28 protein-coding genes are annotated in these 26598 nt (G+C 52.9%); 15 read left to right on the forward strand and 13 right to left on the reverse strand.

Annotation, left to right across the window (positions count from 1 at the left end):
* Window positions 1–10 precede the first annotated feature (10 nt).
* From hcp to NNO04_RS12795, 6 genes are all read left to right on the forward strand, one after another.
* Window positions 11–1663 carry a hydroxylamine reductase gene (gene hcp / locus NNO04_RS12770; protein ID WP_271444968.1) on the forward strand — a complete coding sequence of 551 codons (1653 nt, stop codon included), beginning with the start codon at window positions 11–13 and terminating at the stop codon, window positions 1661–1663.
* An 11-nt stretch (window positions 1664–1674) separates the two neighbouring features.
* Complete coding sequence (hcr, locus tag NNO04_RS12775) at window positions 1675–2643, forward strand: NADH oxidoreductase (protein ID WP_271444969.1); 969 nt, start codon at window positions 1675–1677, stop codon at window positions 2641–2643.
* Window positions 2644–2821: 178 nt separating this feature from the next.
* Window positions 2822–4540 carry a ubiquinone-dependent pyruvate dehydrogenase gene (gene poxB, locus NNO04_RS12780; RefSeq protein ID WP_271444970.1) on the forward strand — a complete coding sequence of 573 codons (1719 nt, stop codon included), beginning with the start codon at window positions 2822–2824 and terminating at the stop codon, window positions 4538–4540.
* A 38-nt stretch (window positions 4541–4578) separates the two neighbouring features.
* Entirely contained in the window at window positions 4579–5580 is a 1002-nt protein-coding gene (gene ltaE / locus NNO04_RS12785; RefSeq protein ID WP_271444971.1) for a low-specificity L-threonine aldolase, read from the forward strand.
* A gap of 10 nt (window positions 5581–5590) precedes the next feature.
* Window positions 5591–7021, forward strand: a complete 1431-nt coding sequence (locus NNO04_RS12790) for an SDR family oxidoreductase (protein WP_271444972.1) — start codon at window positions 5591–5593, stop codon at window positions 7019–7021.
* Window positions 7022–7119: 98 nt separating this feature from the next.
* A complete protein-coding gene (locus NNO04_RS12795) occupies window positions 7120–8133 on the forward strand; it encodes an NAD-dependent epimerase/dehydratase family protein (protein WP_271444973.1) in 1014 nt (337 codons plus the stop codon).
* Here the strand turns inward: NNO04_RS12795 and NNO04_RS12800 are convergent.
* Together NNO04_RS12800 and NNO04_RS12805 are read right to left on the reverse strand one after the other, a co-directional pair.
* Window positions 8130–8960: an N-acetylmuramoyl-L-alanine amidase gene (locus tag NNO04_RS12800; RefSeq protein WP_271444974.1), complete on the reverse strand. Its 831-nt coding sequence runs from the start codon at window positions 8958–8960 to the stop codon at window positions 8130–8132. The genes NNO04_RS12795 and NNO04_RS12800 overlap by 4 nt on opposite strands.
* Complete coding sequence (locus NNO04_RS12805) at window positions 8957–9280, reverse strand: heavy metal-binding domain-containing protein (protein WP_135321344.1); 324 nt, start codon at window positions 9278–9280, stop codon at window positions 8957–8959. The genes NNO04_RS12800 and NNO04_RS12805 overlap by 4 nt, the downstream gene beginning before the upstream one ends.
* Window positions 9281–9407: 127 nt before the next feature.
* On the opposite strand from NNO04_RS12805, the gene NNO04_RS12810 reads away from it, so the two are divergent.
* The 6 genes from NNO04_RS12810 to artJ all read left to right on the forward strand — a co-directional run bounded on the left by NNO04_RS12810 (window position 9408) and on the right by artJ (window position 14011).
* Window positions 9408–9926 (forward strand): lipoprotein, encoded by a 519-nt coding sequence (locus NNO04_RS12810; RefSeq protein ID WP_271444975.1) that lies wholly within the window; start codon window positions 9408–9410, stop codon window positions 9924–9926.
* 306 nt (window positions 9927–10232) lie between these two features.
* Window positions 10233–10961: an arginine ABC transporter ATP-binding protein ArtP gene (gene artP / locus NNO04_RS12815; protein ID WP_271444976.1), complete on the forward strand. Its 729-nt coding sequence runs from the start codon at window positions 10233–10235 to the stop codon at window positions 10959–10961.
* 17 nt (window positions 10962–10978) lie between these two features.
* Window positions 10979–11710: an arginine ABC transporter substrate-binding protein ArtI gene (artI, locus tag NNO04_RS12820; RefSeq protein WP_271444977.1), complete on the forward strand. Its 732-nt coding sequence runs from the start codon at window positions 10979–10981 to the stop codon at window positions 11708–11710.
* 6 nt (window positions 11711–11716) lie between these two features.
* The gene (artQ, locus tag NNO04_RS12825; RefSeq protein WP_271444978.1) at window positions 11717–12433 is read left to right on the forward strand and encodes an arginine ABC transporter permease ArtQ; all 717 of its coding nucleotides are present in this window, start codon (window positions 11717–11719) and stop codon (window positions 12431–12433) included.
* Window positions 12433–13101 carry an arginine ABC transporter permease ArtM gene (gene artM, locus NNO04_RS12830; RefSeq protein ID WP_271444979.1) on the forward strand — a complete coding sequence of 223 codons (669 nt, stop codon included), beginning with the start codon at window positions 12433–12435 and terminating at the stop codon, window positions 13099–13101. The genes artQ and artM overlap by 1 nt, the downstream gene beginning before the upstream one ends.
* 178 nt (window positions 13102–13279) lie before the next feature.
* Entirely contained in the window at window positions 13280–14011 is a 732-nt protein-coding gene (gene artJ, locus NNO04_RS12835) for an arginine ABC transporter substrate-binding protein ArtJ (protein ID WP_271444980.1), read from the forward strand.
* A 152-nt stretch (window positions 14012–14163) separates the two neighbouring features.
* On the opposite strand, the gene rlmC is transcribed toward artJ, so the two are convergent.
* From rlmC to NNO04_RS12885, 10 genes are all read right to left on the reverse strand, one after another.
* Window positions 14164–15294: a 23S rRNA (uracil(747)-C(5))-methyltransferase RlmC gene (rlmC, locus tag NNO04_RS12840; protein WP_271444981.1), complete on the reverse strand. Its 1131-nt coding sequence runs from the start codon at window positions 15292–15294 to the stop codon at window positions 14164–14166.
* Window positions 15295–15333: 39 nt separating this feature from the next.
* Window positions 15334–15807 carry a YbjO family protein gene (locus NNO04_RS12845; protein ID WP_271444982.1) on the reverse strand — a complete coding sequence of 158 codons (474 nt, stop codon included), beginning with the start codon at window positions 15805–15807 and terminating at the stop codon, window positions 15334–15336.
* A gap of 74 nt (window positions 15808–15881) precedes the next feature.
* Window positions 15882–16727 carry a putrescine ABC transporter permease PotI gene (potI, locus tag NNO04_RS12850; RefSeq protein WP_271444983.1) on the reverse strand — a complete coding sequence of 282 codons (846 nt, stop codon included), beginning with the start codon at window positions 16725–16727 and terminating at the stop codon, window positions 15882–15884.
* On the reverse strand, window positions 16724–17677 hold the full coding sequence (potH, locus tag NNO04_RS12855; RefSeq protein ID WP_271444984.1) for a putrescine ABC transporter permease PotH: 954 nt from the start codon (window positions 17675–17677) through the stop codon (window positions 16724–16726). Before potH ends, potI begins: the two co-directional genes overlap by 4 nt.
* Before the next feature lie 9 nt (window positions 17678–17686).
* Window positions 17687–18820: a putrescine ABC transporter ATP-binding subunit PotG gene (gene potG / locus NNO04_RS12860; RefSeq protein WP_271444985.1), complete on the reverse strand. Its 1134-nt coding sequence runs from the start codon at window positions 18818–18820 to the stop codon at window positions 17687–17689.
* A 150-nt stretch (window positions 18821–18970) separates the two neighbouring features.
* Complete coding sequence (gene potF, locus NNO04_RS12865; RefSeq protein ID WP_271444986.1) at window positions 18971–20083, reverse strand: spermidine/putrescine ABC transporter substrate-binding protein PotF; 1113 nt, start codon at window positions 20081–20083, stop codon at window positions 18971–18973.
* Between the two features lie 352 nt (window positions 20084–20435).
* On the reverse strand, window positions 20436–20912 hold the full coding sequence (locus tag NNO04_RS12870; RefSeq protein WP_271444987.1) for a YbjN domain-containing protein: 477 nt from the start codon (window positions 20910–20912) through the stop codon (window positions 20436–20438).
* A 93-nt stretch (window positions 20913–21005) separates the two neighbouring features.
* Window positions 21006–21908: a 30S ribosomal protein S6--L-glutamate ligase gene (gene rimK, locus NNO04_RS12875; RefSeq protein WP_271444988.1), complete on the reverse strand. Its 903-nt coding sequence runs from the start codon at window positions 21906–21908 to the stop codon at window positions 21006–21008.
* Window positions 21909–21967: 59 nt separating this feature from the next.
* Window positions 21968–22690: an oxygen-insensitive NADPH nitroreductase gene (gene nfsA / locus NNO04_RS12880; protein ID WP_271444989.1), complete on the reverse strand. Its 723-nt coding sequence runs from the start codon at window positions 22688–22690 to the stop codon at window positions 21968–21970.
* A complete protein-coding gene (locus NNO04_RS12885) occupies window positions 22674–22964 on the reverse strand; it encodes a YbjC family protein (RefSeq protein ID WP_271444990.1) in 291 nt (96 codons plus the stop codon). Before NNO04_RS12885 ends, nfsA begins: the two co-directional genes overlap by 17 nt.
* Window positions 22965–23137: 173 nt before the next feature.
* Here NNO04_RS12885 and NNO04_RS12890 point away from each other — a divergent pair, with 173 nt between their 5' ends.
* Entirely contained in the window at window positions 23138–23401 is a 264-nt protein-coding gene (locus tag NNO04_RS12890; protein ID WP_162379633.1) for a GrxA family glutaredoxin, read from the forward strand.
* Between the two features lie 30 nt (window positions 23402–23431).
* Here NNO04_RS12890 and NNO04_RS12895 read toward each other — a convergent pair whose 3' ends face one another.
* Window positions 23432–23809: an inner membrane protein YbjM gene (locus NNO04_RS12895; protein WP_271444991.1), complete on the reverse strand. Its 378-nt coding sequence runs from the start codon at window positions 23807–23809 to the stop codon at window positions 23432–23434.
* Between the two features lie 270 nt (window positions 23810–24079).
* Between NNO04_RS12895 and NNO04_RS12900 the strand changes: the two genes are divergently transcribed.
* Together NNO04_RS12900 and NNO04_RS12905 are read left to right on the forward strand one after the other, a co-directional pair.
* Complete coding sequence (locus NNO04_RS12900) at window positions 24080–25765, forward strand: aspartate:alanine antiporter (RefSeq protein ID WP_271444992.1); 1686 nt, start codon at window positions 24080–24082, stop codon at window positions 25763–25765.
* Between the two features lie 464 nt (window positions 25766–26229).
* Entirely contained in the window at window positions 26230–26526 is a 297-nt protein-coding gene (locus NNO04_RS12905; protein ID WP_271444993.1) for a hypothetical protein, read from the forward strand.
* Window positions 26527–26598 lie beyond the last annotated feature (72 nt).

Genomic DNA, 26598 nt, shown 5'->3' on the forward strand with positions numbered 1-26598 from the left:
AGGTGTGACCATGTTTTGTGTGCAATGTGAACAAACCATCCGTACTCCGGCAGGAAACGGCTGCTCTTACGCGCAGGGTATGTGCGGTAAAACGGCTGAAACCTCCGATCTGCAGGATCTGCTGATTGCCTCCCTACAAGGTCTGTCTGCATGGGCCGTTAAAGCCCGTGAATACGGCATCATTGACCACGAGATTGATAACTTTGCACCGCGTGCGTTTTTCTCCACGCTGACCAACGTTAACTTCGATTCCCCCCGCATTGTCGGCTACGCCCGCGAAGCCATCGCGATGCGTGAAGCGCTGAAAGCGCAGTGTCTGAACATCGATGCCAACGCCTCCGTCAGCAATTCGATGGCTGATCTGCAACTGGCGAGCGACGATCTGGGCGCACTGCAACGTCAGGCCGCTGAATTTACCCCGAATAAAGACAAAGCCGCCATTGGCGAGAACATTCTCGGCCTGCGTCTGCTTTGCCTGTACGGCCTGAAAGGTGCCGCTGCTTACATGGAGCACGCGCACGTTCTCGGTCAGTACGATAACGAAATCTATGCGCAGTACCACAAAATCATGGCGTGGCTGGGCACCTGGCCTGCCGATATGAACGCTCTGCTGGAGTGTTCGATGGAAATTGGCCAGATGAACTTCAAAGTGATGAGCATTCTGGATACCGGTGAAACCACCAAATACGGTCACCCAACCCCGACTCAGGTCAACGTTAAAGCCACCGAAGGTAAATGTATTCTGATCTCCGGTCACGACCTGAAAGATCTCTACAACCTGCTTGAGCAAACTGAAGGCACCGGCGTTAACGTCTATACCCACGGCGAAATGCTACCTGCGCACGGTTATCCGGAACTGCGTAAATTCAAACACCTGATCGGTAACTACGGTAGCGGCTGGCAGAACCAGCAGGTTGAATTCGCCCGCTTCCCAGGCCCTATCGTGATGACATCTAACTGCATCATCGACCCGACTGTGGGCGCGTATGACGACCGTATCTGGACCCGCAGCATCGTCGGTTGGCCGGGCGTTAGCCACCTTGAAGGCGACAATTTCGCTCCGATCATCGCGCAGGCGCAACAGATGGCAGGCTTCCCGTACAGTGAGATCCCACACCTGATCACCGTTGGTTTCGGTCGTCAGACCCTGCTGGGCGCTGCGGATACGCTTATCGATCTGGTGAGCCGTGAAAAACTGCGTCACATCTTCCTGGTCGGCGGCTGCGACGGCGCGCGCGGTGAACGTAACTACTTCACCGATTTCGCCACCAGCGTACCGGACGACTGTCTGATCCTGACCCTGGCCTGTGGCAAATACCGCTTCAACAAACTGGACTTCGGCGATATCGAAGGTCTGCCGCGTCTGGTGGATGCCGGTCAGTGTAATGACGCTTACTCAGCCATTATTCTGGCGGTCACGCTGGCGGAAAAACTGGGCTGTGGCGTGAACGATCTGCCGCTGTCTCTGGTCCTGTCCTGGTTCGAACAAAAAGCAATTGTGATCCTGCTGACTCTGCTGTCATTGGGTGTGAAAAACATCGTCACCGGCCCTACAGCGCCAGGCTTCTTCACCCCGGATCTGCTGGCCGTACTCAATGAGAAATTTGGTCTGCGTTCCGTCACCACCGTTGAAGAAGATATGAAGCAACTGCTGAGCGCGTAAGGAGTTACATCATGACAATGCCAACCCATCAGTGCCCATGGCGGATGCAGGTTCATCACATTCATCAGGAAACCCCGGATGTATGGACGATTTCGTTGCTGTGCCACGACTATTATCCGTACCGCGCCGGACAGTATGCGCTGGTCAGCGTACGCAACTCGGCAGAGACACTGCGTGCATACACCCTCTCTTCCACACCGGGCGTCAGTGAGTACATTACGCTGACCGTTCGCCGTATTGATGACGGCGCGGGCTCACAGTGGTTAACCCGTGATGTCAAACGCGGCGACTATCTGTGGCTATCCGATGCGATGGGCGACTTTACCTGCGAAGATAAAGCCGAAGAGAAATTCCTGATGCTGGCGGCGGGATGCGGTGTGACGCCTGTCATGTCGATGCGCCGTTGGTTGGCAAAGTATCGCCCGCAGGCCGATGTGCAGGTCATCTATAACGTGCGCTCGCCGCAGGATGTCATTTTTGCGCAGGAGTGGCGTCAGTATCCGGTGACGCTGGTCGCTGAAAACGATGCCACCGACGGTTTTGTCTCAGGCCGCCTGACCACTGAACTGCTGCAACGCGTCCCTGATCTGACGTCTCGTACCGTCATGACCTGTGGTCCGGCGCCGTATATGGATCTGGTTGAGCAGGAAGTGAAAGCGCTCGGCGTCACCCGCTTCTTTAAAGAGAAGTTCTTCACGCCTGTCGCTGAAGCCGCAACCGAGGGTCTGAAGTTCACAAAGCTACAACCCGCGAAAGCGTTTTATGCGCCGGTCGGCACCACGCTGCTGGAAGCAATGGAAAGCAATAACATACCACTCACCGTCGCCTGCCGTGCCGGTGTATGCGGTTGCTGCAAAACCAAAGTGGTGGACGGTAACTACACTGTCACCAGCACCATGACGCTGACCGATGCAGAGATCGCCGAAGGGTATGTACTGGCGTGTTCCTGCCATCCACAAGGTGATTTAGTCCTCGCGTAAGACTTGCCTTATCCCGCTCACAACGGAAACGGTCATCGGAAACGGTGGCCGTTTTTTTATGTATTGCACAGCGGTACAAGGTGTTAAACCCATACAAAATAAAGGGAAAATAAAAAGCACAACCGCCATCTTCGACTAGACTTGTAACCGGTATCACATTTACAGGAGATGGAAAACCATGAAACAAACCGTTGCGGCTTTTATTGCCAAAACCCTTGAACAGGCTGGCGTGAAACGTATCTGGGGTGTGACGGGCGATTCACTGAACGGTCTGAGTGACAGCCTTAATCGTATGGGAACAATCGAATGGATGTCGACCCGCCATGAGGAAGTGGCGGCCTTTGCCGCCGGTGCAGAGGCGCAACTGACGGGCGAACTGGCGGTGTGTGCGGGCTCCTGTGGGCCAGGCAACCTGCATCTGATTAACGGTCTGTTCGATTGTCATCGCAATCACGTTCCCGTGCTGGCCATTGCTGCCCATATCCCCTCCAGCGAAATAGGAAGCGGTTATTTCCAGGAGACCCACCCGCAAGAGTTGTTCCGTGAATGTAGCCACTATTGCGAGCTGGTTTCCAGTCCAGAACAGATCCCGCAAGTTCTGGCGATTGCAATGCGTAAGGCGGTGCTGAATCGCGGCGTTTCGGTTATCGTGCTGCCGGGCGACGTCGCCCTGAAACCAGCACCAGAAGGCGCCAGTACGCACTGGTACCACGTACCGCAACCTGTTGTCACGCCCACCGCCGAAGAGCTCAAAAAACTGGCGCAGTTGTTACGTTATTCCAGCAATATTGCGCTGATGTGCGGCAGCGGTTGCGCGGGCGCCCATCAAGAACTGGTCGAGTTTGCCGCCAAAATCAAAGCCCCGATTGTTCACGCCCTGCGCGGGAAAGAACATGTCGAATACGACAACCCCTACGATGTAGGCATGACGGGGCTTATCGGTTTTTCTTCTGGATTTCATACCATGATGAATGCCGACACGCTGGTTCTGCTCGGTACCCAATTCCCCTATCGCGCCTTCTATCCCGCTGACGCCAAAATTATTCAGGTAGATATCAACCCCGCCAGCATCGGTGCCCACAGCAAGGTCGATATGGCGCTGGTTGGCGATATCAAATCGACGCTTCGCGCGCTGCTGCCGCTGGTGGAAGAAAAAACCGATCGCGCCTTCCTCGATAAAGCACTGGAGCATTATCGCAACGCGCGTAAAGGGCTGGACGACCTGGCAAAACCGAGTGACAAAGCCATTCACCCGCAGTATCTGGCGCAGCAAATCAGCCATTTCGCCGCCGATGACGCCATCTTCACCTGCGATGTCGGCACGCCAACCGTCTGGGCAGCACGCTACCTGAAAATGAACGGCAAACGCCGCCTGCTCGGATCGTTTAATCACGGTTCAATGGCCAATGCGATGCCGCAGGCGCTGGGCGCACAGGCAACCGCGCCGGGGCGTCAGGTGGTGGCGATGTGCGGCGACGGCGGCTTCAGTATGCTAATGGGGGATTTTCTCTCAGTCGTGCAGATGAAACTGCCGGTAAAAATTGTCGTCTTCAATAACAGCGTGCTGGGATTTGTGGCGATGGAAATGAAAGCCGGTGGCTATCTCACTGACGGCACCGAACTGCATGACACCAACTTCGCCCGCATCGCCGAAGCCTGCGGCATTCCCGGTATTCGTGTGGAAAAAGCCGCTGACGTCGATGAAGCCCTGCAAAAGGCGATGTCCATCGACGGTCCGGTGCTGGTCGACGTGGTTGTCGCGAAAGAAGAACTGGCCATTCCACCGCAAATTAAACTGGAGCAGGCCAAAGGTTTTAGTCTGTACATGCTGCGCGCAATCATCAGCGGACGCGGCGACGAGGTGATCGAACTGGCAAAAACCAACTGGCTCAGGTAAAACAATGCACATCGCCATTTAAACACCAGGAATGTGCCATGATCGATTTACGCAGTGATACCGTTACCCGTCCGAGTCGCGCGATGCTTGAAGCGATGATGACCGCCCCGGTCGGGGACGATGTGTATGGAGATGACCCCACCGTTAATGCGTTGCAAAAGTACGCCGCTGAGCTTTCCGGCAAAGAAGCGGCGCTCTTTTTACCTACCGGCACCCAGGCAAATCTGGTGGCGCTACTGAGCCACTGCGAGCGCGGCGAAGAGTATATCGCTGGTCAGGGAGCGCATAATTATCTGTATGAGGCCGGTGGCGCTGCCGTGCTGGGCAGCATTCAGCCTCAACCTATCGATGCCGCCGCCGACGGCACGCTACCGCTGGATAAAGTGGCGGCAAAGATCAAAGCGGACGATATCCATTTTGCCCGTACCCGCCTGCTCAGCCTTGAAAACACCCACAACGGGAAAGTACTGCCGCGCGAATATCTTAAAGAGGCGTGGACGTTCACCCGTGAGCGCGGTCTGGCGCTGCACGTTGACGGCGCGCGTATTTTCAACGCGGTGGTCGCTTATGGTTGCGAGCTCAAAGAGATCACGCAGTATTGCGATTCATTCACCATCTGTCTGTCAAAAGGTCTGGGGACGCCGGTAGGTTCTTTATTGGTCGGCAGCCATGACTATATTAAACGCGCAACCCGCTGGCGTAAGATGACCGGCGGCGGTATGCGTCAGGCCGGAATTCTGGCAGCCGCCGGGCTGTATGCGTTGAAAAATAACGTCGCTCGTTTACAGGACGATCACGACAATGCCGCCTGGATGGCAGAGCAACTGCGCGAAGCCGGGGCGGATGTGATGCGCCACGACACCAACATGCTGTTTGTCCGCGTTGGCGAAGAGAATGCCGCCGCATTAGGCGACTATATGCGCGCACGAGACGTGCTCATTAACGCCTCGCCGATTGTGCGTCTGGTCACGCATCTGGACGTATCGCGTGAGCAGCTTGCTGATGTTGTCGCCCACTGGCGCGCTTTTTTACATCGCTAAGGAGACAGACGTGCCGCAACGAATTTTGGTGCTTGGCGCCAGTGGTTATATTGGTCAACATCTGGTGCAGGAACTCAGCCAACAGGGGCATCAGGTGCTGGCGGCGGCACGTCGTATTGAACGGCTGGAAAAGCAGCACCTGGCGAATGTCAGTTGCCATAAGGTTGATCTGAACTGGCCGGATAATCTCGCGCCTCTACTGGCCGGAATCGATACGGTTTACTATCTGGTTCACGGCATGGGCGAAAAAGGTGACTTTATCGCCCATGAACGTCAGGTGGCGCTGAACGTCCGCGATGCGCTGCGAAATACTCCAGTAAAACAGCTGATTTTTCTCAGTTCGCTGCAGGCTCCCGTGCATGAACAGTCTGAACATTTGCGCGCGCGGCAGCTCACGGCGGAAACCCTGCGTGATTCCGGCGTACCGGTCACTGAATTACGCGCCGGAATCATTGTCGGGGCCGGTTCCGCCGCCTTCGAAGTCATGCGCGACATGGTCTATAACCTGCCAGTGCTGACGCCGCCGCGCTGGGTACGATCACGCACCACGCCCATTGCGCTGGAAAACTTGCTCCACTATCTGGTGGCGCTGCTGGATCATCCTGCCAGCGAACATCGTATTCTCGAAGCGGCCGGACCGCAGGTACTGAGCTATCAGGAACAGTTTGAGCACTTTATGGCCGTCAGCGGCAAACACCGACTGCTGATTCCCATCCCTTTTCCGACCCGCTGGATATCAATCTGGTTCTTAAATGTTATTACCTCGGTGCCTCCCACCACAGCAAAAGCCTTGATACAGGGGCTGAAACACGATCTGCTGGCCGATGACACCGCACTGCGCGCGCTGATACCGCAAACGCTCATCACCTTTGACGATGCCGTTCGCAGTACGCTGAAGGAAGAGGAAAAGCTGGTGAACTCCAGCGACTGGGGATATGACGCCCTGGCGTTTGCCCGCTGGCGTCCGGAATACGGTTATTTTGCCAAACAAGCTGGCTTTACTGTGAAGACTCCCGCCAGTCTGAAAGCGTTATGGCAGGTGGTGAACCGTCTCGGCGGGAAAGAACGTTACTTCTTCGGCAATATTTTGTGGCAGACCCGGGCACTGATGGACAGGTTGATCGGTCATAAACTGGCAAAAGGCCGACCCGCACGCGAACTTTTGCAGGTGGGCGATACGGTAGACAGCTGGAAAGTGATCATCGTCGAGCCAGAAAAACAGCTCACGTTACTGTTCGGCATGAAAGCCCCAGGTCTGGGTCGTCTGAGCTTTACGCTCGAAGACAAAGGCGATCACCGACAGATAGATGTGCGTGCCTGGTGGCACCCGCATGGGATGCCCGGACTTATCTACTGGCTGCTGATGATCCCCGCACATCTGTTTATTTTTCGCGGCATGGCAAAACGTATTGCCAGACTTGCAGAACAAATCACAGATTAATAATAAAAACATACTGTATTGTTTCATGTTTCCCATTGCATACAGACGTAATTCACGGAAGAATGCGCACGACGTTTTATTAAACACAGTGGATTGATATGAAGGTACTGGTTACCGGCGCCACCAGCGGCTTAGGTCGAAACGCGGTTGAGTTTTTGCGCAACAAAGGCATCAGCGTCAGAGCCACCGGTCGCAATGAAGCGATGGGTAAGCTGCTGGAAAAGATGGGAGCGGAATTCGTGCATGCGGATTTAACCGAACTGGTCTCTTCGCAGGCCAAGGTGATGCTCGCAGGTATCGACACGCTATGGCATTGCTCCAGTTTTACCTCACCGTGGGGAACACAGGAAGCCTTCGATCTGGCCAATGTTCGTGCGACCCGTCGTCTGGGTGAATGGGCTGTTGCCTGGGGCGTGCGCAACTTTATTCATATCTCTTCCCCCTCACTGTATTTCGATTATCACCACCATCGCGACATCAAAGAGGACTTCCGACCTCACCGATTCGCAAACGAATTCGCACGCAGTAAAGCCGCTGGCGAAGACGTTGTCAGCCTGTTAGCGCAAGCCAACCCGCAAACGCGATTTACCGTGCTGCGTCCGCAAAGTCTGTTCGGCCCTCACGATAAGGTGTTTATCCCGCGCCTGGCGCACATGATGTACCACTACGGCAGCATCTTGTTGCCGCACGGGGGCAGCGCGCTGGTAGACATGACCTATTACGAAAACGCCATCCATGCCATGTGGCTGGCCAGTCAGGAAGCCTGTGATTCATTGCCGTCGGGTCGCATCTATAACATCACCAACGGTGAACACCGTACATTACGCAGCATCGTGCAGAAGCTCATTGATGAGTTAAATATTGATTGCCGTATTCGCTCCGTGCCCTACCCGATGCTGGATATGATCGCGCGCAGCATGGAACGCTTCGGCAATAAATCAGCAAAAGAGCCCAAATTAACGCACTACGGCGTGTCGAAGCTGAACTTCGACTTTACGCTGGATACCTCCCGCGCGCAGGAAGAACTGGGTTATCAGCCCGTCGTTACTCTGGATGAAGGGATTGAACGCACCGCCGCCTGGCTTCGCGACCACGGTAAGTTACCGCGTTAATCTTGCCCATACTTCTCCAGCAGCGCTTCAGCAATCGCCTGCGTTTCTGCATCCGCCACGCCGTTCCATAACGCCGGGCGGAAGTGCATCTGGAACGCGGTAATCACCCGTTGCTGTTCGCGCGGCGTCATCGTGGGTTTCACCTCATAGCCGTAGCGCGCCAGTAAATCCAGCAGTACGGCGGTATCCACAGGCATGTGCGGCGCTCGACCCGCCAGATAAAACGTCACCCGTGCGGCATCGGGCCACGCGCCAATGCCCTGGGCCGCCAGCTCACGCCACGGAAAGAGCGGCCCCGGATCGTCTTTGCGCTGCGGGGCGACATCCGCATGCGCCACCACATTCTGCGGTTTGATGTCATAGCGGGCGACAATCTCTTTCGCGAGCGGGATCAACGCCTGGATCTGCGCGGGCTCAAAGGGGGCGAAATACTTTGTCCCCGCAGACTGTTGCCATCCGCGATTCTCAAGTTCAATGCCGATTGAGGTGTCGTTGATACGCGTTGCGCCTCGCCAGTAACTGATCCCCGCATGCCAGGCCAGATCGTGCTCAGGCACCAGCTGCCAGATCCGCGGCTTGCCGCCATAAAGCGGAGGGACGGCAGGAATTAGGTAGTGCGAGCTGACGTTTTTATCCGTCAGCGTCGCCAGGGAAGAATCAAAATCATCTGCGGTGTAATGGATGACCAGCACTTTAATACGCGGATACGCCGCCTGCGCCTGTCGACGGGTATCCAGTTGATACCCGGCTTTATCGACAATGCCTTTCTCACCCGCGCATCCCGCTAAGAGCAGCGTGAGCGCGATGAGCCACAACCCACGTTTCATCGGCGCGTTTTCACCGCCGTACCGCTGACGCTCACCATCAGCATACTGCTGTCTTTGCCGACAGTTTCGTAATCGATATCGATGCCCACCACCGCGTCTGCGCCCAGCGCTTTCGCCTGTTCGCCCAGTTCCTGAAAGGCGATTTCGCGGGCTTTACGTAACTCTTTTTCATAGGCACCGGAACGACCGCCGACAATATCGCGAATACCAGCAAAGAAATCGCGGAAAATGTTAGCACCGAGAATTGCCTCACCGGTCACCACACCGCAGTATTCCACGATGTTCTGGCCTTCCAGCGTTGGGGTTGTCGAAAACTGCATGTTGGTCTCCTTGTTTACCTAAGCACTCGATCTCAAAAGCATTATCGGACCGATACGCTATCATTGAAAAGATATTATTGAATATCGTAGATCGCTTTTATGCAGAAAGCTTAATAAGGAAATCACTATGCGCTACCGCAAACTCTCCCTGCTTGTTCCCTGCGCGCTGCTTCTCAGCGCCTGTACAACGACCGTAACCCCCGCATACAAGGACAATGGTTCGCGTAGCGGCTCCTGCGTAGAAGGCGGCCCGGACAGCGTGGCTCAACAGTTTTATGATTACCGCATCCAGCACCGTAGCAATGACATTACCGCCCTTCGCCCTTACCTGAGTGATAATCTGGCGAAATTACTGACCGATGCCAGCCGTGATCAGAACCATAGTCAGCTGATGGGTAGCGATCCGTTCTCAAGCCGCGCTGCGCTGCCGGATAGCGCCAGCGTTGCCAGCGCATCGACCATTCCGAATAGTGATGCACGCAATATTCCGCTACGCGTGGAGCTAAAACAGGGAACGCAAAGCTGGCGTGATGAAGTGTTGATGATTCATGAAGGTCAGTGCTGGGTGATTGACGATGTCCGCTATTTGGGCGGTAGCGTTGATGCGCCAGCCGGTACGTTACGCCAGTCGATTGAGAACCGTTAACGCCCGGTTTGCCGGATAAGGCGTTGTAAACTGTAGCGCCATCGCGCTGCAAGGCAACATGATAGCCAGAGGGCTCTCTGTTTATCCTCCCGGAGGGTTAAATCATAACCCCCATTAATTGTCTGGCATTCTGCATAGAATGCCGACAATTATTCTTGTCGCCCACCCACTCCGCTATTTTGTGCTATGTTTAGTGAAGAATGCGGTTTGCATTTAACTTTTAACGCATAAATATTGCATAACTATTCTGTCAAAGGTAGTATCTGCGGCTTCAATAGCTATCAGACTGCCAGTATACGAGTGTCAATGAGTATTCAATTAAACGGCATTAACTGCTTCTACGGCGCGCATCAGGCGCTGTTCGATATCACGCTGGATTGCCCTCAGGGCGAAACACTGGTGTTACTTGGCCCAAGCGGGGCGGGTAAAAGCTCGCTGCTGCGTGTACTCAATCTGCTTGAGATGCCGCGTTCCGGCACGCTCACTATCGCAGGTAACCATTTCGACTTCACAAAATCGCCTTCCGATAAGGCGATTCGTGAGCTGCGCCAGAATGTGGGCATGGTCTTTCAGCAATACAACCTGTGGCCCCATCTCACGGTACAACAAAACCTGATTGAAGCGCCCTGCCGCGTGCTGGGTCTGAGTAAAGACCAGGCGCTGGCGCGCGCGGAAAAACTGCTGGAACGTCTGCGTCTGAAGCCGTACAGCGATCGTTACCCGTTGCACCTTTCCGGTGGTCAACAACAGCGTGTGGCCATTGCGCGCGCGCTGATGATGGAACCTCAGGTCCTGTTGTTTGATGAACCGACAGCCGCGCTGGACCCGGAAATCACTGCCCAAATCGTCAGTATCATTCGTGAACTGGCAGAAACCAACATTACCCAGGTGATCGTCACTCACGAAGTGGAAGTGGCGCGTAAAACCGCCAGCCGCGTGGTGTATATGGAAAACGGTCACATCGTCGAGCAGGGGGATGCGAGCTGCTTTGCGGATCCGCAGACCGATGCTTTTAAAAACTATCTCTCTCACTAAGTTTCGGGACAATGACAATGAAAAAAGTTCTGATTGCCGCGCTAATTGCCAGTTTTAGCCTTTCTGCTACAGCAGCCCAGACCATTCGTTTTGCGACTGAAGCGTCGTATCCTCCGTTTGAATCCATGGACGCTAATAACAAGATCGTCGGCTTTGACGTTGATCTGGCGAATGCGCTGTGTAAAGAGATCGATGCAACCTGTACATTCACTAACCAGGCGTTTGACAGCCTGATCCCAAGCCTCAAATTCCGTCGTTTCGACGCGGTCATGGCGGGGATGGATATCACCCCGGAGCGTGAAAAACAGGTGCTGTTCACCACCCCGTACTACGACAACTCCGCGTTGTTCATTGGTCAGCAAGGCAAATTCACCGGTGTTGACCAGTTGAAAGGCAAAAAAGTCGGTGTACAAAACGGCACCACTCACCAGAAGTTCATCATGGATAAGCATCCGGAAATCACTACTGTTCCGTACGACAGCTACCAGAATGCCAAACTGGACCTGCAAAACGGCCGTATTGATGGCGTCTTCGGCGACACCGCCGTGGTGACCGAATGGCTGAAAGACAATCCGAAGCTGGCAGCGGTGGGCGACAAAGTCACCGATAAAGACTACTTCGGCACAGGTCTGGGCATTGCGGTCCGTCAGGGCAATAGCGAGCTGCAGCAGAAGTTCAACACTGCGCTGGAAAAAGTGAAGAAAGATGGAACGTACGAAACCATCTATAACAAATGGTTCCAGAAGTAATCCTTGATGAATGAATTTTTTCCTTTAGCAAGCGCCGCCGGGATGACCGTCGGCCTTGCCGTTTGTGCACTGATCATTGGCCTGGCGCTCGCCATGTTCTTTGCAGTCTGGGAGTCAGCAAAATGGCGTCCGGTTGCATGGGCAGGTTCGGCGCTGGTCACGATTTTGCGCGGACTGCCAGAAATTCTGGTCGTGCTGTTTATCTATTTCGGCTCCTCTCAGCTTCTGTTAATGCTGTCGGACGGATTCAGTATTAACCTCGGCGTCGTGCAGATTCCGCTGCAAATGCAGATCGAAAACTTCGACGTCAGTCCGTTTCTCTGCGGTGTGATTGCATTGTCGCTGCTGTATGCGGCCTATGCCTCGCAGACTCTGCGTGGTGCGTTGAAAGCCGTTCCGCTCGGGCAATGGGAATCGGGTCAGGCGTTGGGTCTGTCAAAAGCGGCGATTTTCTTTCGCCTGGTGATGCCGCAAATGTGGCGCCATGCCCTGCCGGGACTGGGTAACCAGTGGTTGGTCTTGCTGAAAGATACCGCTTTAGTCAGTCTTATCAGCGTCAACGACCTGATGCTGCAAACGAAAAGTATCGCCACCCGAACCCAGGAACCGTTCACATGGTACATCGTGGCGGCGGCTATCTATCTGGTCATTACCCTGGTCAGTCAGTACATTCTCAAACGCATTGACCTGCGCGCGACACGTTTTGAACGGAGACCGGGCTGATGCTTGAGTATTTACCTGAATTAATGAAAGGGCTGCATACCAGCCTGACGCTGACCGTGGCGTCGATTGTGGTCGCCCTGATCCTGGCGCTGATTTTCACCATCATCCTGACGCTGAAAACACCCGTGCTGGTCTGGGTGGTTCGCGCCTATATCACGCTCTTTACCGGAACACCGCTGCTGGTGCAGATCTTCCTGATCTACTACGGACCAGGGCAGTTCCCGTCCTTGCAGGAGTATCCGGTTCTGTGGCATCTGCTCTCGGAGCCGTGGCTGTGCGCGTTAATTGCGTTGTCTCTGAACAGTGCAGCGTATACCACGCAGCTGTTCTATGGCGCTATCCGCGCCATTCCAGAAGGCCAATGGCAGTCCTGCGGCGCGCTGGGGATGAGCAAAAAAGATACGCTGGCGATTCTGTTGCCGTACGCCTTTAAACGCGCTCTCTCCTCTTACTCTAACGAAGTGGTACTGGTCTTCAAAAGTACCTCGCTGGCGTACACCATTACGCTGATGGAAGTGATGGGGCATGGTCAATTGCTGTACGGTCGCACCTATGATGTGATGGTCTTCGGCGCGGCAGGCGTCATTTACCTGATCGTTAACGGCCTGCTGACGCTACTGATGCGTTTGGTCGAGCGTAAAGCCCTGGCGTTTGAGCGTAGAAATTAAACCGCAAACTGCATAACGGTGAATCAACAAGACGGACAAGTCTCACAACTGTCCGTCTTTTTTTATCCAAACAAAAATAATTAATCGTTTTTATTGCATATAAATTCATTAAATGGCATTGTGAATTCGTACCGCAGACACGGTAAAAATCATAAGATTGACAGACGGGAGTTTCACAATGAAAAAGTTAGTTCTGGCTGCATTACTCGCAACGTTTGCAACTGGCGCCGCAGCGGCTGAAAAGATCAATTTTGGCGTTTCCGCCACTTACCCCCCTTTTGAATCAATGGATGCGAACAACAAAATTGTCGGTTTTGATATCGACCTGGCGACCGCATTATGCAAGCAAATGCAGGCTGAATGTACTTTTACCAATCATGCTTTTGACAGCCTGATCCCCGCCTTAAAATTCAAAAAATATGACGCGGTGATTTCGGGTATGGACATTACGCCGGAACGCAGCAAGCAGGTTTCATTTACCACGCCTTACTACGCTAACTCTGCGCTGGTGATTGCGAAAAAAGAGACCTACAAAACCTTCGCCGACCTGAAAGGTAAGCGTATCGGTATGGAAAACGGTACCACCCACCAGAAGTACCTGCAGGACAAACACCCTGAGGTAAAAACCGTGGCTTATGACAGCTATCAAAATGCGATTATCGATCTGAAGAATGGCCGTATCGATGGCGTATTCGGTGATACCGCCGTGGTGAATGAATGGCTGAAAACCAACCCACAATTGGGTGCTGCCACAGAAAAAGTGACCGATCCGCAATACTTCGGCACCGGTCTTGGCATTGCCGTGCGCCCGGATAATAAAGCCCTGCTGGAAAAACTGAACGGTGCGCTGGCCGCCATTAAAGCCGACGGCACGTATCAGAAAATCAGCGATCAATGGTTCCCGCAGTAAGAGCAGCGATATAAAGCCGCGATACGCTAACACTGTTCACTTAAGCCAATGATTGAGGGGAAACTCCGGGATTTGGTTCCCGGAGGGACGCCAAACCCGGTGGTCGCCCCGGATATCTCGGTCTTAAACTAACGGTGTAGTGATAAGCGGCTTTATGATTGCCTGACCAGCAACGTCAGCACTTCATAATGGGCGGTATGCGGGAACATATCGAAAAGCTGGACGCGTTCAATGCGATACCCCGGTAATTCACTGATATCTTTCGCCATTGTCTGCGCATTACAGCTGGAATAGATAATGTATTCCGGCGCCATCTGGCTTAAATAGTCACACAGCGCCTTCCCAATACCGCGACGCGGTGGATTAACCAGCACCAGTTCAGGTACGCCCCCCTGAGCGGTCGCGAATTGGGTGGAGTCCAGCGCCTGAAAATGCAGATTCTGTAACCCTAATTCACTGGCGGATTGCTTTGCGCAGGCGATTGCCTCCGGCGCGATTTCAATTCCGGTCAGCGTCATCTCCGGCGTCGCGCAATGCAGACCAAACCCGCCAACGCCACAGAACAGATCCCACATATGGTTGACCGGAAGCTGTCGCACCCAGTCACGCGCCGTCGCATATAATTGGCTTGCCACCACGGGGTTAGTCTGGAAAAAACTCTGTGGGCGGATCCACAGCGGTACGCCGTTAAACCGTTCGCCCAGCGCTTGCTGCTCAGTCAGAAAGATTTCCGTCTCCCCTTCCATGATAGCCATATGCACAGGCTGAATATTCGCGGTAATGACCTTCAGTTGGGGTAATTGCGCCAGTAACCACGGCAACGCCGCACGCAATTGCTCAAGTTTAGCCTCTGAACGCAATACAAAACGCAGCATCATGCCGCCATCTTGCTGGCTTTGTGTCAGCAGGATGTATTTCAGTTCGCCACGCTTGCGCGCCACATTGTAGGGCGTCAGCCCGGCACGCGCGATAAACGGTTTCAGCGTCGCAAAAATGGGGGCAAAAGAGGCAGGATACAGCGGACAATCGCAGAGATCTTCCGGTGTGCCGTCACGATGAAGCATACCCAGCAGCGGTTTCTCCACGCTGCCGCTGACCACCATTTTCGCCTTATTGCGAAATCCCTGTTCAGGACCGCAGACAGGCGCACACCACTCGGTGACCGGGCGTTCGGCCAACAACGTGTGCAGATCGGCTGTTTTTGCGGCGAGTTGATCGCTTATCGGCGCTGTTATCCACTGACAAGAGCGGCAGCGACCTGCGTCATAGAGTGCGCAGTGCATAAGAAAACCTTCAAATTACCAGGGCGGTGATTATACACATTATTGCAGGCGGAAGAATCGACGGCTGGCGGGGGGAATAAACAGCAGCAGTAAAACCAGCATATCGGGCAGTTTTTGCATCACAAGAGTACGCAGGATCTCGCGTTTTGACTCGCCTGCAATGCTAAACAGTTCAGGATAACCGTATCCCAGCGATGCCGCCCACAGATAACCGGTCGCAATCACCTGAGTCAGCAGATAGATCCAACGAGCCCAGTTGCGTCCTTTAACTAACGAAAACGCACAGTAAATTTCGACAAAAACCAGTACCAGACTCCCCAAAAAGACCAGGGTCAGGTTCCATGTCTGCACGCTGCGATGAATAAATTCAGCAATTCCCGGCACGCCAAGCGTGTTAAAAATCATCAGCAAGTCAAGGCCGCGGATCATAATAATGGCGAGCGCCGCCACCTGCACCAAAGCAGGGACATTTAAGCGTGCATGTGATGAGGCTGATTTTTTTAAAAATCCCAACGTGTTCTCTTCCGTGAAAGCAATGCCGCGACGAGCGCGGCAGAGTGTAGCCAGTTGGGCAGATTTTAGTTTCTTCAGCCGCGTCTTGCACGCTGGATATCGCGGATCCGTTGTTTTTCCATACGCGCCATCAGATACCAGGCGATAAATCCGACAATTCCGACCACCCCAAGGATCAGGGTCGCTAGAGCGTTTATTTCCGGGTTAACCCCCATGCGCACGCTGGAGAAAACCAGCATCGGTAAGGTTGTCGCACCGGGCCCAGAGACAAAGCTGGCAATGACCAGATCGTCAAGCGAGAGCGTGAAGGCCAACAGCCAGCCGGAAATCACCGCCGGCATAATCATCGGCAAAGTGATCACGAAGAACACTTTCACCGGCGTGGCCCCAAGATCCATCGCCGCCTCTTCAATCGATTGATCCAGTTCGCGCAATCTGGACGAAATCACCACCGCCACATACGCGGTACAGAAGGTGACGTGCGCCAGCCAGATGGTCAACATGCCACGATCCGCCGGCCAGCCGATTGCGTGTCCCAACGCCACAAACAGCAACAGCAACGACAGCCCGGTAATGACGTCTGGCATCACCAACGGCGCCGTTATCATAAACGCAAATCCGGTCGAGCCGCGAAAACGCCCAAAGCGAACCATCACTACGGCAGCGATGGTGCCAAGAATCACCGCCATGGTGGCCGCACAGGCGGCAATGGTCAGACTCAGGGCGACCGCACTCATCATCGCTTCATCGTGAAAAAGTTCGCCGTACCAGCGCGTAGACCAGCCCGCCCAGACGGTCACCAGTTTGGAACTGTTAAAGGAGTAAATCACCAGCATCAGCATTGGCGCATAGAGGAAGGTAAAGCCAAGCACCAGAATGAAGATTCGCCAGGGCGAACGGACTACCGGTAAGTTATTCATCCGTGTTCCCCCACGCTTTTTTGCTGATGTTTATGGAACCACATGATCGGGACGATCAGCAGTAACAGCATGATAATGGCTACAGCAGAAGCGACCGGCCAGTCACGGTTGTTGAAGAATTCCTGCCACAGCACGCGGCCAATCATGATGCTGTCCGGACCACCGAGCAATTCAGGGATCACGAACTCCCCGACCGCCGGGATAAACACCAGCATCGACCCGGCAATAATGCCGCCCTTTGTCAGCGGTACGATGACACTGAAAAAGGTTTTCAGCGGTTTTGCCCCTAAATCCAGCGAGGCCTCCACCAGCGAATAATCAATGCGCGTTAGCGCAGTATAAATCGGCAGCACCATAAACGGCAGATAGGCATACACAATCCCAATGTACACCGCCAGATTGGTGTGCAGAATCGTCAACGGCTGATCAATGACCCCTAGCCACATCAAGAAGTTGTTCAGCACCCCGTTGTTTTTCAGGATCCCCATCCAGGCGTAAACACGGATCAAAAACGAGGTCCATGACGGTAAAATCACCAGCAGCAACAGGATGTTGCGCGTCGAGGATTTGCTGTGCGCCACCGCCCACGCCAACGGATACCCCAGCAGTAAACAGCAGAGTGTAGAGATCCCCGCCACCTGCAGTGATTGCAGATACGCATCAAAATAGAGCGGATCGTCCGTCAGTTGCAGGAAATTCCCCAGATTGAGCGTGACCGATAACTGTCCGTCAGCCCACTCCATCAGATTGGTATACGGCGGGATCGCCCGCGCCATCTCCGACAGACTGATTTTAAAAACAATCAGAAAAGGCAGCAGAAAGAGCAGGATCAGCCAGATATACGGCAGCGCAATGACCATCTTGCGCCCATGCTTCATTTGCATACGCGACATAAACAGCGTGAAGTTGCTGTGTTTGTCCACGCGTGCCGCAGGTTCAAGTGTACTCATCTTCGCTCCTTAAACCGTCAACACTACACAGCTGTCTGCATCCCAACACAGACGCACTTCATCGCCCCAGGTGGGTAAACCTTTGCGATAGCGGTGTTCATTCTGTAACTGGGCGCTGATCATCTGACCGCTTTTCAAACGTACATGGTAAATTGAGAGATCGCCGAGATAGGCAATATGCGCCACTTCACCGACGGCAAAATTGTAGCCATCTGCCGGGGGAGCCTCACACAGCATGATCTTCTCAGGACGAAGCGCGACGTACACCGGCACGTTATCGACAACCGACACATCGGCATCCACCTTTAAGGGATGCACCAGCCCCGGAGACTCAATCACCAGTCCATCTTCTTGACGGTCCTTCAACAAGCCCTCAAAGACATTCACAGAACCGATAAACTCAGCGCTATAACGCGTGGTCGGATGTTCATAGATCTCTTCCGGCTCGCCGATTTGCGCAAATTTGCCACGGTTCATGATCGCGATACGTCCTGCCATCGTCATCGCTTCTTCCTGGTCATGGGTTACCATGACGCAGGTCGCGCCCACGCGCTCAAGAATATCGACCACTTCCAGCTGCATCCGGTCACGCAGTTTTTTATCCAGTGCGCCCATCGGTTCGTCCAGCAGCAGTAACTTCGGACGCTTAGCCAGACTGCGCGCCAATGCCACACGCTGACGTTGCCCACCGGAAAGCTGGTGTGGCTTACGTTTGGCAAACTCCTGCATGTGCACCAGCCCCAGCATTTCAGTCACGCGCGCGTCTATTTCGCCCTTCGGCAGTTTGTCCTGCTTGAGGCCGAACGCGATGTTCTGCTCCACCGTCATATGCGGAAACAGCGCATAGGACTGAAACATCATATTGATCGGGCGCAGATAAGGCGGTACATGTGCCAAATCAACGCCATCCAGGATGATTTGGCCAGTGGTAGGTTGTTCAAAACCTGCCAACATGCGCAGCAGCGTCGATTTCCCGCAGCCCGATGCGCCAAGTAACGCAAATATTTCGCCTTTATAAATGGTGAGATTGACGTCATCTACAGCATTCTGACCATCAAACGACTTGGTCAGATTGCGGATTTCAAGAAGCGGCGTTAGCGCTTTACGGATTTTCGCTTGCGGACGGGGGATATGCTCATTCACGGGGTGCTCTCCGGCAAAAACAAAAACGGTGCAAAATTCGCACCATAACGGTGCGTATTGCCGGGTAGCGCGTTGTTTACCCGTCCCGCAAAACGCAATGTTCTGCAGGTCGGGTAAGCATGTACGTTACCAGGCAATTACCTCAAACGCTTATTTACCGCTCTTCACCTTGGTCCAGGCACGTGTACGAACACGGTCGATCTTCGGATCCTGAACTTTCAGCGTGAACATTTTGGCGCGTACATCCGCTGGCGGATAAATACCCGGGTTGTCACGGACTTCCGGGCTGACCAACGTCGTCGCTTCTTTGTTAGCGTTAGCGTAGAACACATGATCGGAAATGTGGGCAACCACATCCGGACGCAGCAGATAGTTGAGGAACTGATAAGCCTCCTCTTTATTCTTCGCATCAGCAGGCATCGCGAAGACGTCAAAGAATGCCATTGCCCCCTCTTTCGGGATTGAATAGGAAATATTTACGCCGTTTTTAGCTTCTTTTGCACGATTAGCAGCCTGCCAGACATCTCCTGCCCAGCCAATCGCCACGCAAATGTCGCCATTGGCCAGATCGTTGATATATTGCGAAGAATGGAAGTAGCGAATATTAGGACGCAGCTTCAGCAATAGCTCGGTTGCCGGGCCGGTATAATCATCTGCCTTCGTACTGTTCGGATCTTTACCCAGATAGTTCAACACGGTGGCAAACACCTCTTCAGGCGCATCCAGGAAAGAAACACCGCAGCTTTTCAGCTTTTCAATATTTTCAGGTTTAAAGATCAGATCCCAACTGTTCACCGGGGCATCTTCCCCCAGCACCGCCTTCACTTTATCGACGTTGTAGCCAATGCCGGTCGTTGCCCACATATACGGCATCGCAAATTTGTTGCCCGGATCGTGCTTGGCAACCAACTTCAATAATTCAGGATCGAGGTTTTTCCAGTCAGGAAGTTTGCTTTTATCCAGAGGTTGAAACACACCCGCCGTTAACTGACGTTCCATAAAGCTCGCAGATGGCACCACCAGATCAAAACCGGTACTCCCGGCCATGAGCTTACCTTCGAGGACTTCATTGGAGTCAAACACGTCATAGATAACTTTAATACCGGTCTCTTTTTCAAAATTTGCCACCGTATCCGGGGCGATATAATCCGACCAGTTATAGATATGAAGGGTTTTTTGTTCAGCAGCGAGCGTGCCGGCAGAGACGGCCATCAAAGCGCCCGCAACCAGACCCGATAGCCATTTTTTATTTAAGGCGGTCATAATCTCTTTCCTTATGAAAATCCGTTAACAAACGAATCAATATTGTCACATTCTAAGATATGCAAAAATTATGCATATTTTTTCATCCGACACAGGTAAAGAAGAGTCGACTCTCCCCCTGCCGTCATTGCTCGCGATATAAAAGCCTCGCAAGAATAACTTTAGCCAGGGTTTGAGACTATAGCTCAGATTAAAAAACGCCTTTTATCAATTTTTTATGCAGGATCACTCTATGAGATAAAGCGAAACAGCCAGAAGGGAAGTGAATAATTCTTTAAGAAAAGGTTAAATACAGCATAACTGCATGAAAACAGTAGCCGCTTTGGCAGCGGCTGCTTATTTTTGAAAGGGATCAGTGAAGAAAATGGTTCTCAGCGCCGTTTTTTTGCGCCTCTTCGTCAGCGCTGAACAAAAGTTGATGCGCCCCGGCTTCCAGGATAACCATTGAGATCTGTTCTTCGCTCTGACGAACGAACCACTCAAACTGTTCATACGTCACCCCAGGCATCACGGATAACGACTGGCAGACCACCAGCTTCGGCAGATTGTCATCCTGCATGTCGAGAAACGCTTTCACGGTTAACGAACTGGCGTTTATCGCGGATAAATCGGCCGCCAGCGGCAACAACGCGGAAGGTCTGACTTCCGCCATGGCAGAAAACAACAGTGTGTTATCTACCAAATCAATTTTTGCGTCGTAGATGCCATCGAAGTTCTGCATATGGGGTAAATGCAGCGCCTGGCAAGTATCACATTCGAAAAAATTTATGCCCAGGTCGTCGAGCCATTGACGCAACGTATCCAGAGTGGGAACGACCAGTGATGTCATAATAATGTGCTACCTCTTACACGATGAAAAAAATACCGGGCACAGCTTACGCAAAAAGACCTCGTCATACCACGATCAGGTCCAATATTGAGATTAGCCACCCGTTTTAAGGCAAAATTCGGCTGTCGCGTGACGTTCAATCCACTGGATCATTCGCCCGGCAATATCAACCCCTGTGGTTTTCTCGACCCCTTCCAGGCCGGGCGAGGCATTCACTTCCATCACTAACGGCCCCCGCTCTGCACGCAAAATATCGACACCTGCGACATCCAGCCCCAGCGTTTGCGCAGCCTTGATGGCAATCTCTCGTTCACGTGCCGTAATGTTGGCGATGCTGGCAACGCCGCCGCGATGCAGGTTAGAGCGAAAATCGCCTGCTTTTGCCTGCCGCTCGATCGCCGCCACGACCTCGTCGCCCACCACCAGACAGCGAATATCGCGACCTTTGGCTTCCGCAATATACTCCTGCACCAGAATATGCGCGTTAAGCCCGCGAAAGGCATCAACCACGCTCTCCGCCGCCTGGCGCGTTTCTGCCAGCACAACGCCAATCCCCTGCGTTCCCTCGACCAGTTTTACCACCAGCGGCGCACCGCCAACCATCTCGATCAGGTCACTGGTGTCATCTGGCGAATGGGCAATCCCCGTAATGGGTAAATCAATCCCTTGCCGGGCGAGTAACTGTAACGAACGCAGCTTGTCGCGCGCGCGCGTGATCGCCACGGATTCATTAAGCGGATAGCTGCCAAGCAGCTCAAACTGACGCAGGGACGCTGTGCCGTAAAACGTGATCGCAGAACCAATACGCGGGATGACCGCATCATACTGAGGAAGCTGGCGGCCTTTGTAATGAATGGACGACCCGGCCGGGCTCACGTTCATATAACAGGAAAGGGGATCGAGAATATCAACCAGATGGCCGCGTTTCATCGCCGCCTCTCGCAGGCGTTTACAAGAATAGAGCGTTCCGTCCCGGGACAAAATGGCAATTTTCACCCTGCACCTCTCTGAAAGACCTGGTAAAAGCCTGCGTATCATACACTGGGTTATAGCCTTTAGCGCGTCGCCCAGCCTTGTTTATGTAAATATTCCAGAATGAAAGGTCGGTTTTCTTTAATAATGGTACGCCGAATATGAGCGCTCCACGTATCGCGGCGCGCGTTACTGTCTCGCGTCTGATAATAGTGCGCAATCTGCTCGTCATAGCGCGCTAACAAAGAAGCATCCATCGGTTGATACTGATTCTCGTGAATAATCAACCCGGCAGGTAAGCGCGGTTTAACCCCAGGATTGTCGGCGGGCCAGCCGAGACACAAGCCAAACAGCGGCAGCACGTGTTTTGGCAATTTCAGCATTTCCGTTACCGCCTCAATATTATTACGCAGCCCACCAATGAACACCCCGCCCAGTCCCAGGGACTCTGCCGCGGTCAGCGCATTTTGCGCCATCATCGCGGTGTCGACCACACCCAGCAATAACTGCTCCGCGAGACCTAACTGGGCATCGGGGCAAATCTGTAAATGGCGATTGAAATCCGCGCAAAAAATCCAGAACTCGGCGGCCTGCGCCACGTGTTTTTGCCCACCCGTTAAGCTTACCAGCGCTTCACGCATTGTTTTATCGGTAATACGGATGATGGAACTGCACTGCAGAAAGCTGGAGCTCGACGTTCCCTGCGCAGCAGCGATAATTGCCTCACGTTGCGCATCAGAGATGACTTCATCAGTAAAATGGCGAATAGAACGGTGCCCACGCAGTAAATCAATGGTTGGAGTCATGAGGTTTTTCTCTGTCGGAACGGGAAGTTGAGTCGGAAGTCCGCGTCATCAGTTGCGGGGCGAGTCGTTGCGCGATTCGCCACATCAGTACGACTGCGGCAGGAACCATGAGCAGAACGCCAATAAAGATCATGGCTATCTGTGCCAGCGAGGTATTAAACGGTGCCGGCAGAGTGAGAGTGTGGTTGATAGATAACAAGGCCAGCGCCAGTATCACCATACCGAAAAACTCCAGTATCAACACACTTTTGGGTAGCGCGCCAATCGTCCGCATATGCTGTCTCCCGATGAACGGATGCTCATTGTAAAACGTTCTGATATGCCTTGCTTAACAGATATAGCCTAAAGATATCAAAGCAACAGGCGTAACCTGCTTTTCATCAACGTCATTTAGCGGCATCATGACAGGATTCGCCGTCAGGCTCAGTAAGTTCGAGGAGAGAAACAATGTTTACCGTTATTTTCGGTCGTCCAGGATGCCCCTATTGCGTACGTGCCAAAGAGCTGGCAGAAAAATTAAGCAACGAGCACGACGACTTCAACTACCGTTATATCGATATTCACGCTGAAGGGATCACGAAAGCGGATCTGGAAAAGACGGTCGGCAAACCGGTGGAGACCGTACCGCAGATTTTTGTCGATCAAAAACACATCGGCGGTTGCACCGATTTTGAAGCATGGGCAAAAGAAAACGTCAATCTGTTTGCCTGATGCGACATACACGCCCTCATCATGAGGGCGTTATCTGCTTTTCTTGCGTCGCGGATCAAACAGACTGCTGATAAATAAAAAGCAGAGTGCGCCAAGCGCGCACCAGAACACCGCGCTAAACAACCACGCGAGTTCCTGCCACAAAGAGCGGGTTGGTGTAAAAAACAGCCGCATTAGCAACAGACAACAGGGCGCAGCCAACATCGCACCAAACAGGGGTTTGATCACCTCCCTTCGGTGGGACCAGAAACTGGCTACGGCACCGGGTAGCGTAAAGAAAAGTAACCCAATCTCAGGGTGACCCGCGGCCCGAAAAGCGCCTTTTACGTTCATCACTAATGAAAGACACACCACTATAAAGAGTACAAAGCAGCAGACAGCGCCTGCCCAACCTTGTTTATGTTTCAATCGCTCCTCCTGACACTCTCTCTATCGAACACTCTTTTCGCCCGAAGGCGTCCAGTCAGATAAAGTCATCCGGCATTCCATGCCAAAACACGCCCACACGATTCTTATAGCCGTTGATACGTAATGAGATTAAACTAACCGCAAAATTGCTTTGTTGCTTTTATTTTGGAGGCTGTGCACGATGCCGTCGCCCCTTAATTCATGGCAAAAACATTAGCGTAAATTGTCATTTCTTTCAACAGCTTACTAGTAAACAAGAAGTTAGTCTCCGTGAATATAAACGTCGCAGATTTGTTAAATGGGAATTACATCCTGTTATTATTTGTGGTCCTTGCGCTTGGCCTGTGTCTGGGAAAATTGCGCCTGGGGTCGGTCCAACTTGGTAATTCCATTGGCGTTTTAGTCGTCTCATTATTATTAGGGCAGCAGCACTTCAGTATTAACACTGACGCCCTGAATCTCGGCTTTATGCTGTTTATTTTCTGTGTCGGCGTTGAAGCAGGCCCTAACTTTTTTTCCATTTTTTTTCGCGATGGGAAAAATTATCTGATGTTGGCCCTGGTGATGGTAGGTAGCGCCATGCTGATCGCCCTGGGGTTAGGTAAGCTGTTTGGCTGGGACATCGGCCTGACGGCGGGTATGCTCGCCGGTTCGATGACCTCCACGCCTGTGCTCGTCGGTGCGGGCGACACGCTGCGCCATTCCGGAATGGCGAGTTCCCAGCTTTCCGCCGCGCTGGATAACCTGAGTCTGGGCTACGCGCTAACCTATCTGATAGGCCTGGTCAGTTTAATTGTTGGTGCCCGTTATCTGCCTAAACTCCAGCACCAGGATCTGCAAACCAGCGCCCAACAGATCGCGCGCGAACGCGGTCTGGACACTGACGCCAACCGTAAAGTCTATCTGCCTGTTATCCGCGCCTACCGCGTGGGGCCGGAACTCGTAGCCTGGGCGGACGGTAAAAATCTGCGTGAACTGGGTATTTATCGTCAGACCGGCTGCTACATCGAACGGATCCGCCGTAACGGTATTCTGGCGAATCCCGATGGCGATGCGGTGTTGCAAATGGGCGATGAGATAGCCTTAGTGGGCTACCCGGACGCCCATGCCCGACTCGATCACAGCTTCCGTAATGGGAAAGAGGTCTTCGATCGTGATTTGCTCGACATGCGTATCGTCACCGAAGAGATCGTGGTGAAAAATCACAATGCCGTGGGGCGCCGTCTTGCGCAGTTGAAGCTCACCGACCACGGTTGTTTTCTTAACCGCGTGATCCGCAGCCAGATTGAGATGCCTATCGACGACAACGTGGTGTTGAACAAAGGCGACGTCCTGCAGGTAAGCGGTGATGCCCGTCGCGTCAAAACCATTGCAGATCGCATTGGCTTTATCTCCATTCACAGCCAGGTCACAGACCTGCTGGCCTTCTGCGCTTTCTTTATCATTGGCCTTATGATCGGGATGATCACCTTCCAGTTCAGCAACTTCAGTTTTGGGATCGGTAATGCTGCCGGACTGCTGTTTGCCGGAATCATGCTGGGCTTTTTACGCGCCAACCACCCTACCTTTGGCTACATCCCTCAGGGAGCGCTGAACATGGTGAAAGAGTTTGGCCTGATGGTATTCATGGCAGGCGTCGGCTTGAGTGCTGGTAGCGGTATCGGCAACGGACTTGGCGCTGTCGGCGGACAAATGCTGATCGCAGGTCTGGTGGTCAGCCTGGTGCCCGTTGTCATCTGCTTCCTGTTTGGTGCCTATGTATTACGTATGAACCGCGCCTTATTGTTTGGCGCCATGATGGGGGCTCGTACCTGCGCGCCAGCGATGGAAATCATCAGCGACACTGCGAGAAGCAACATCCCTGCATTAGGCTATGCAGGCACCTATGCAATTGCCAACGTCTTACTGACGCTGGCGGGGACACTCATCGTCATCATCTGGCCTGGTTTAGGATAAAACGGAAGTTTGCCTTTAAATGAAAATTTTTTTGCAGGTTAGTAGAACTTTTCTTAAAGGTGTCAGTCATAACTAGTGCCACTGCTTTTCTTTGATGTCCCCAATTTGTGGAGCCCATCAACCCCGCCGTTTTGGTTCAAGGTTGATGGGTTTTTTGTTACCTGAAATTCGTATCACCTATCAAATCAGCCGCTTAGAGCATGCTTTTAACGCGTGTGGCAACAAAATGGTTGAAGATGGCGCTCCCTCCCTCTCTGCGCGCATAAATTTACTGAAGTGATTAATGGTGACTGGTGAATCAATCTCGATAGAACCTATCTGTTAGACTGATGACAAGACAGCCAAAGCGCATGATTAACATTTCACTGCAGAAAATAGTTTTGAATGTGCTTTTTCGGATCTTGATGTGATTGCAGGTATAAGAAGGACAGCGGTTTCAAATTGATAGAGTAAAAGGATGCGATATGATTTTATTTCTCGTTATAGTGCCCTTGTTAGCTCTACTGACTCCTGTCCTGGCTGTCATTCTGGTCAAGAAAAACAAGCAACATAAAGCCGAGATTGATGCCCTTACAGTCAGCAATATCGCCCTTTCTAATCAGTTAAGTGAGTGCCAGGAAAAGTTGGCGCAGGCCCTACATGAACACACTGAAGCGGAAGAAAAAGCAGCGCCTTTATGGCAGTATGAGGCGTTAGATAGCGCGATTAATGATGCTGAAAAAAAGACAGAAACAGCTGACTCGCTAGCTCAAGAAAAATAGACGAAGCAGTAGCAATGACCCCCTCCCCAAAAATCACCAATCTAATTCATTGATTATCAATCAATATCCCCC

The organism is Citrobacter sp. Awk 4 (assembly GCF_028069725.1).
Classification (GTDB): Bacteria; Pseudomonadota; Gammaproteobacteria; order Enterobacterales; family Enterobacteriaceae; genus Citrobacter_D.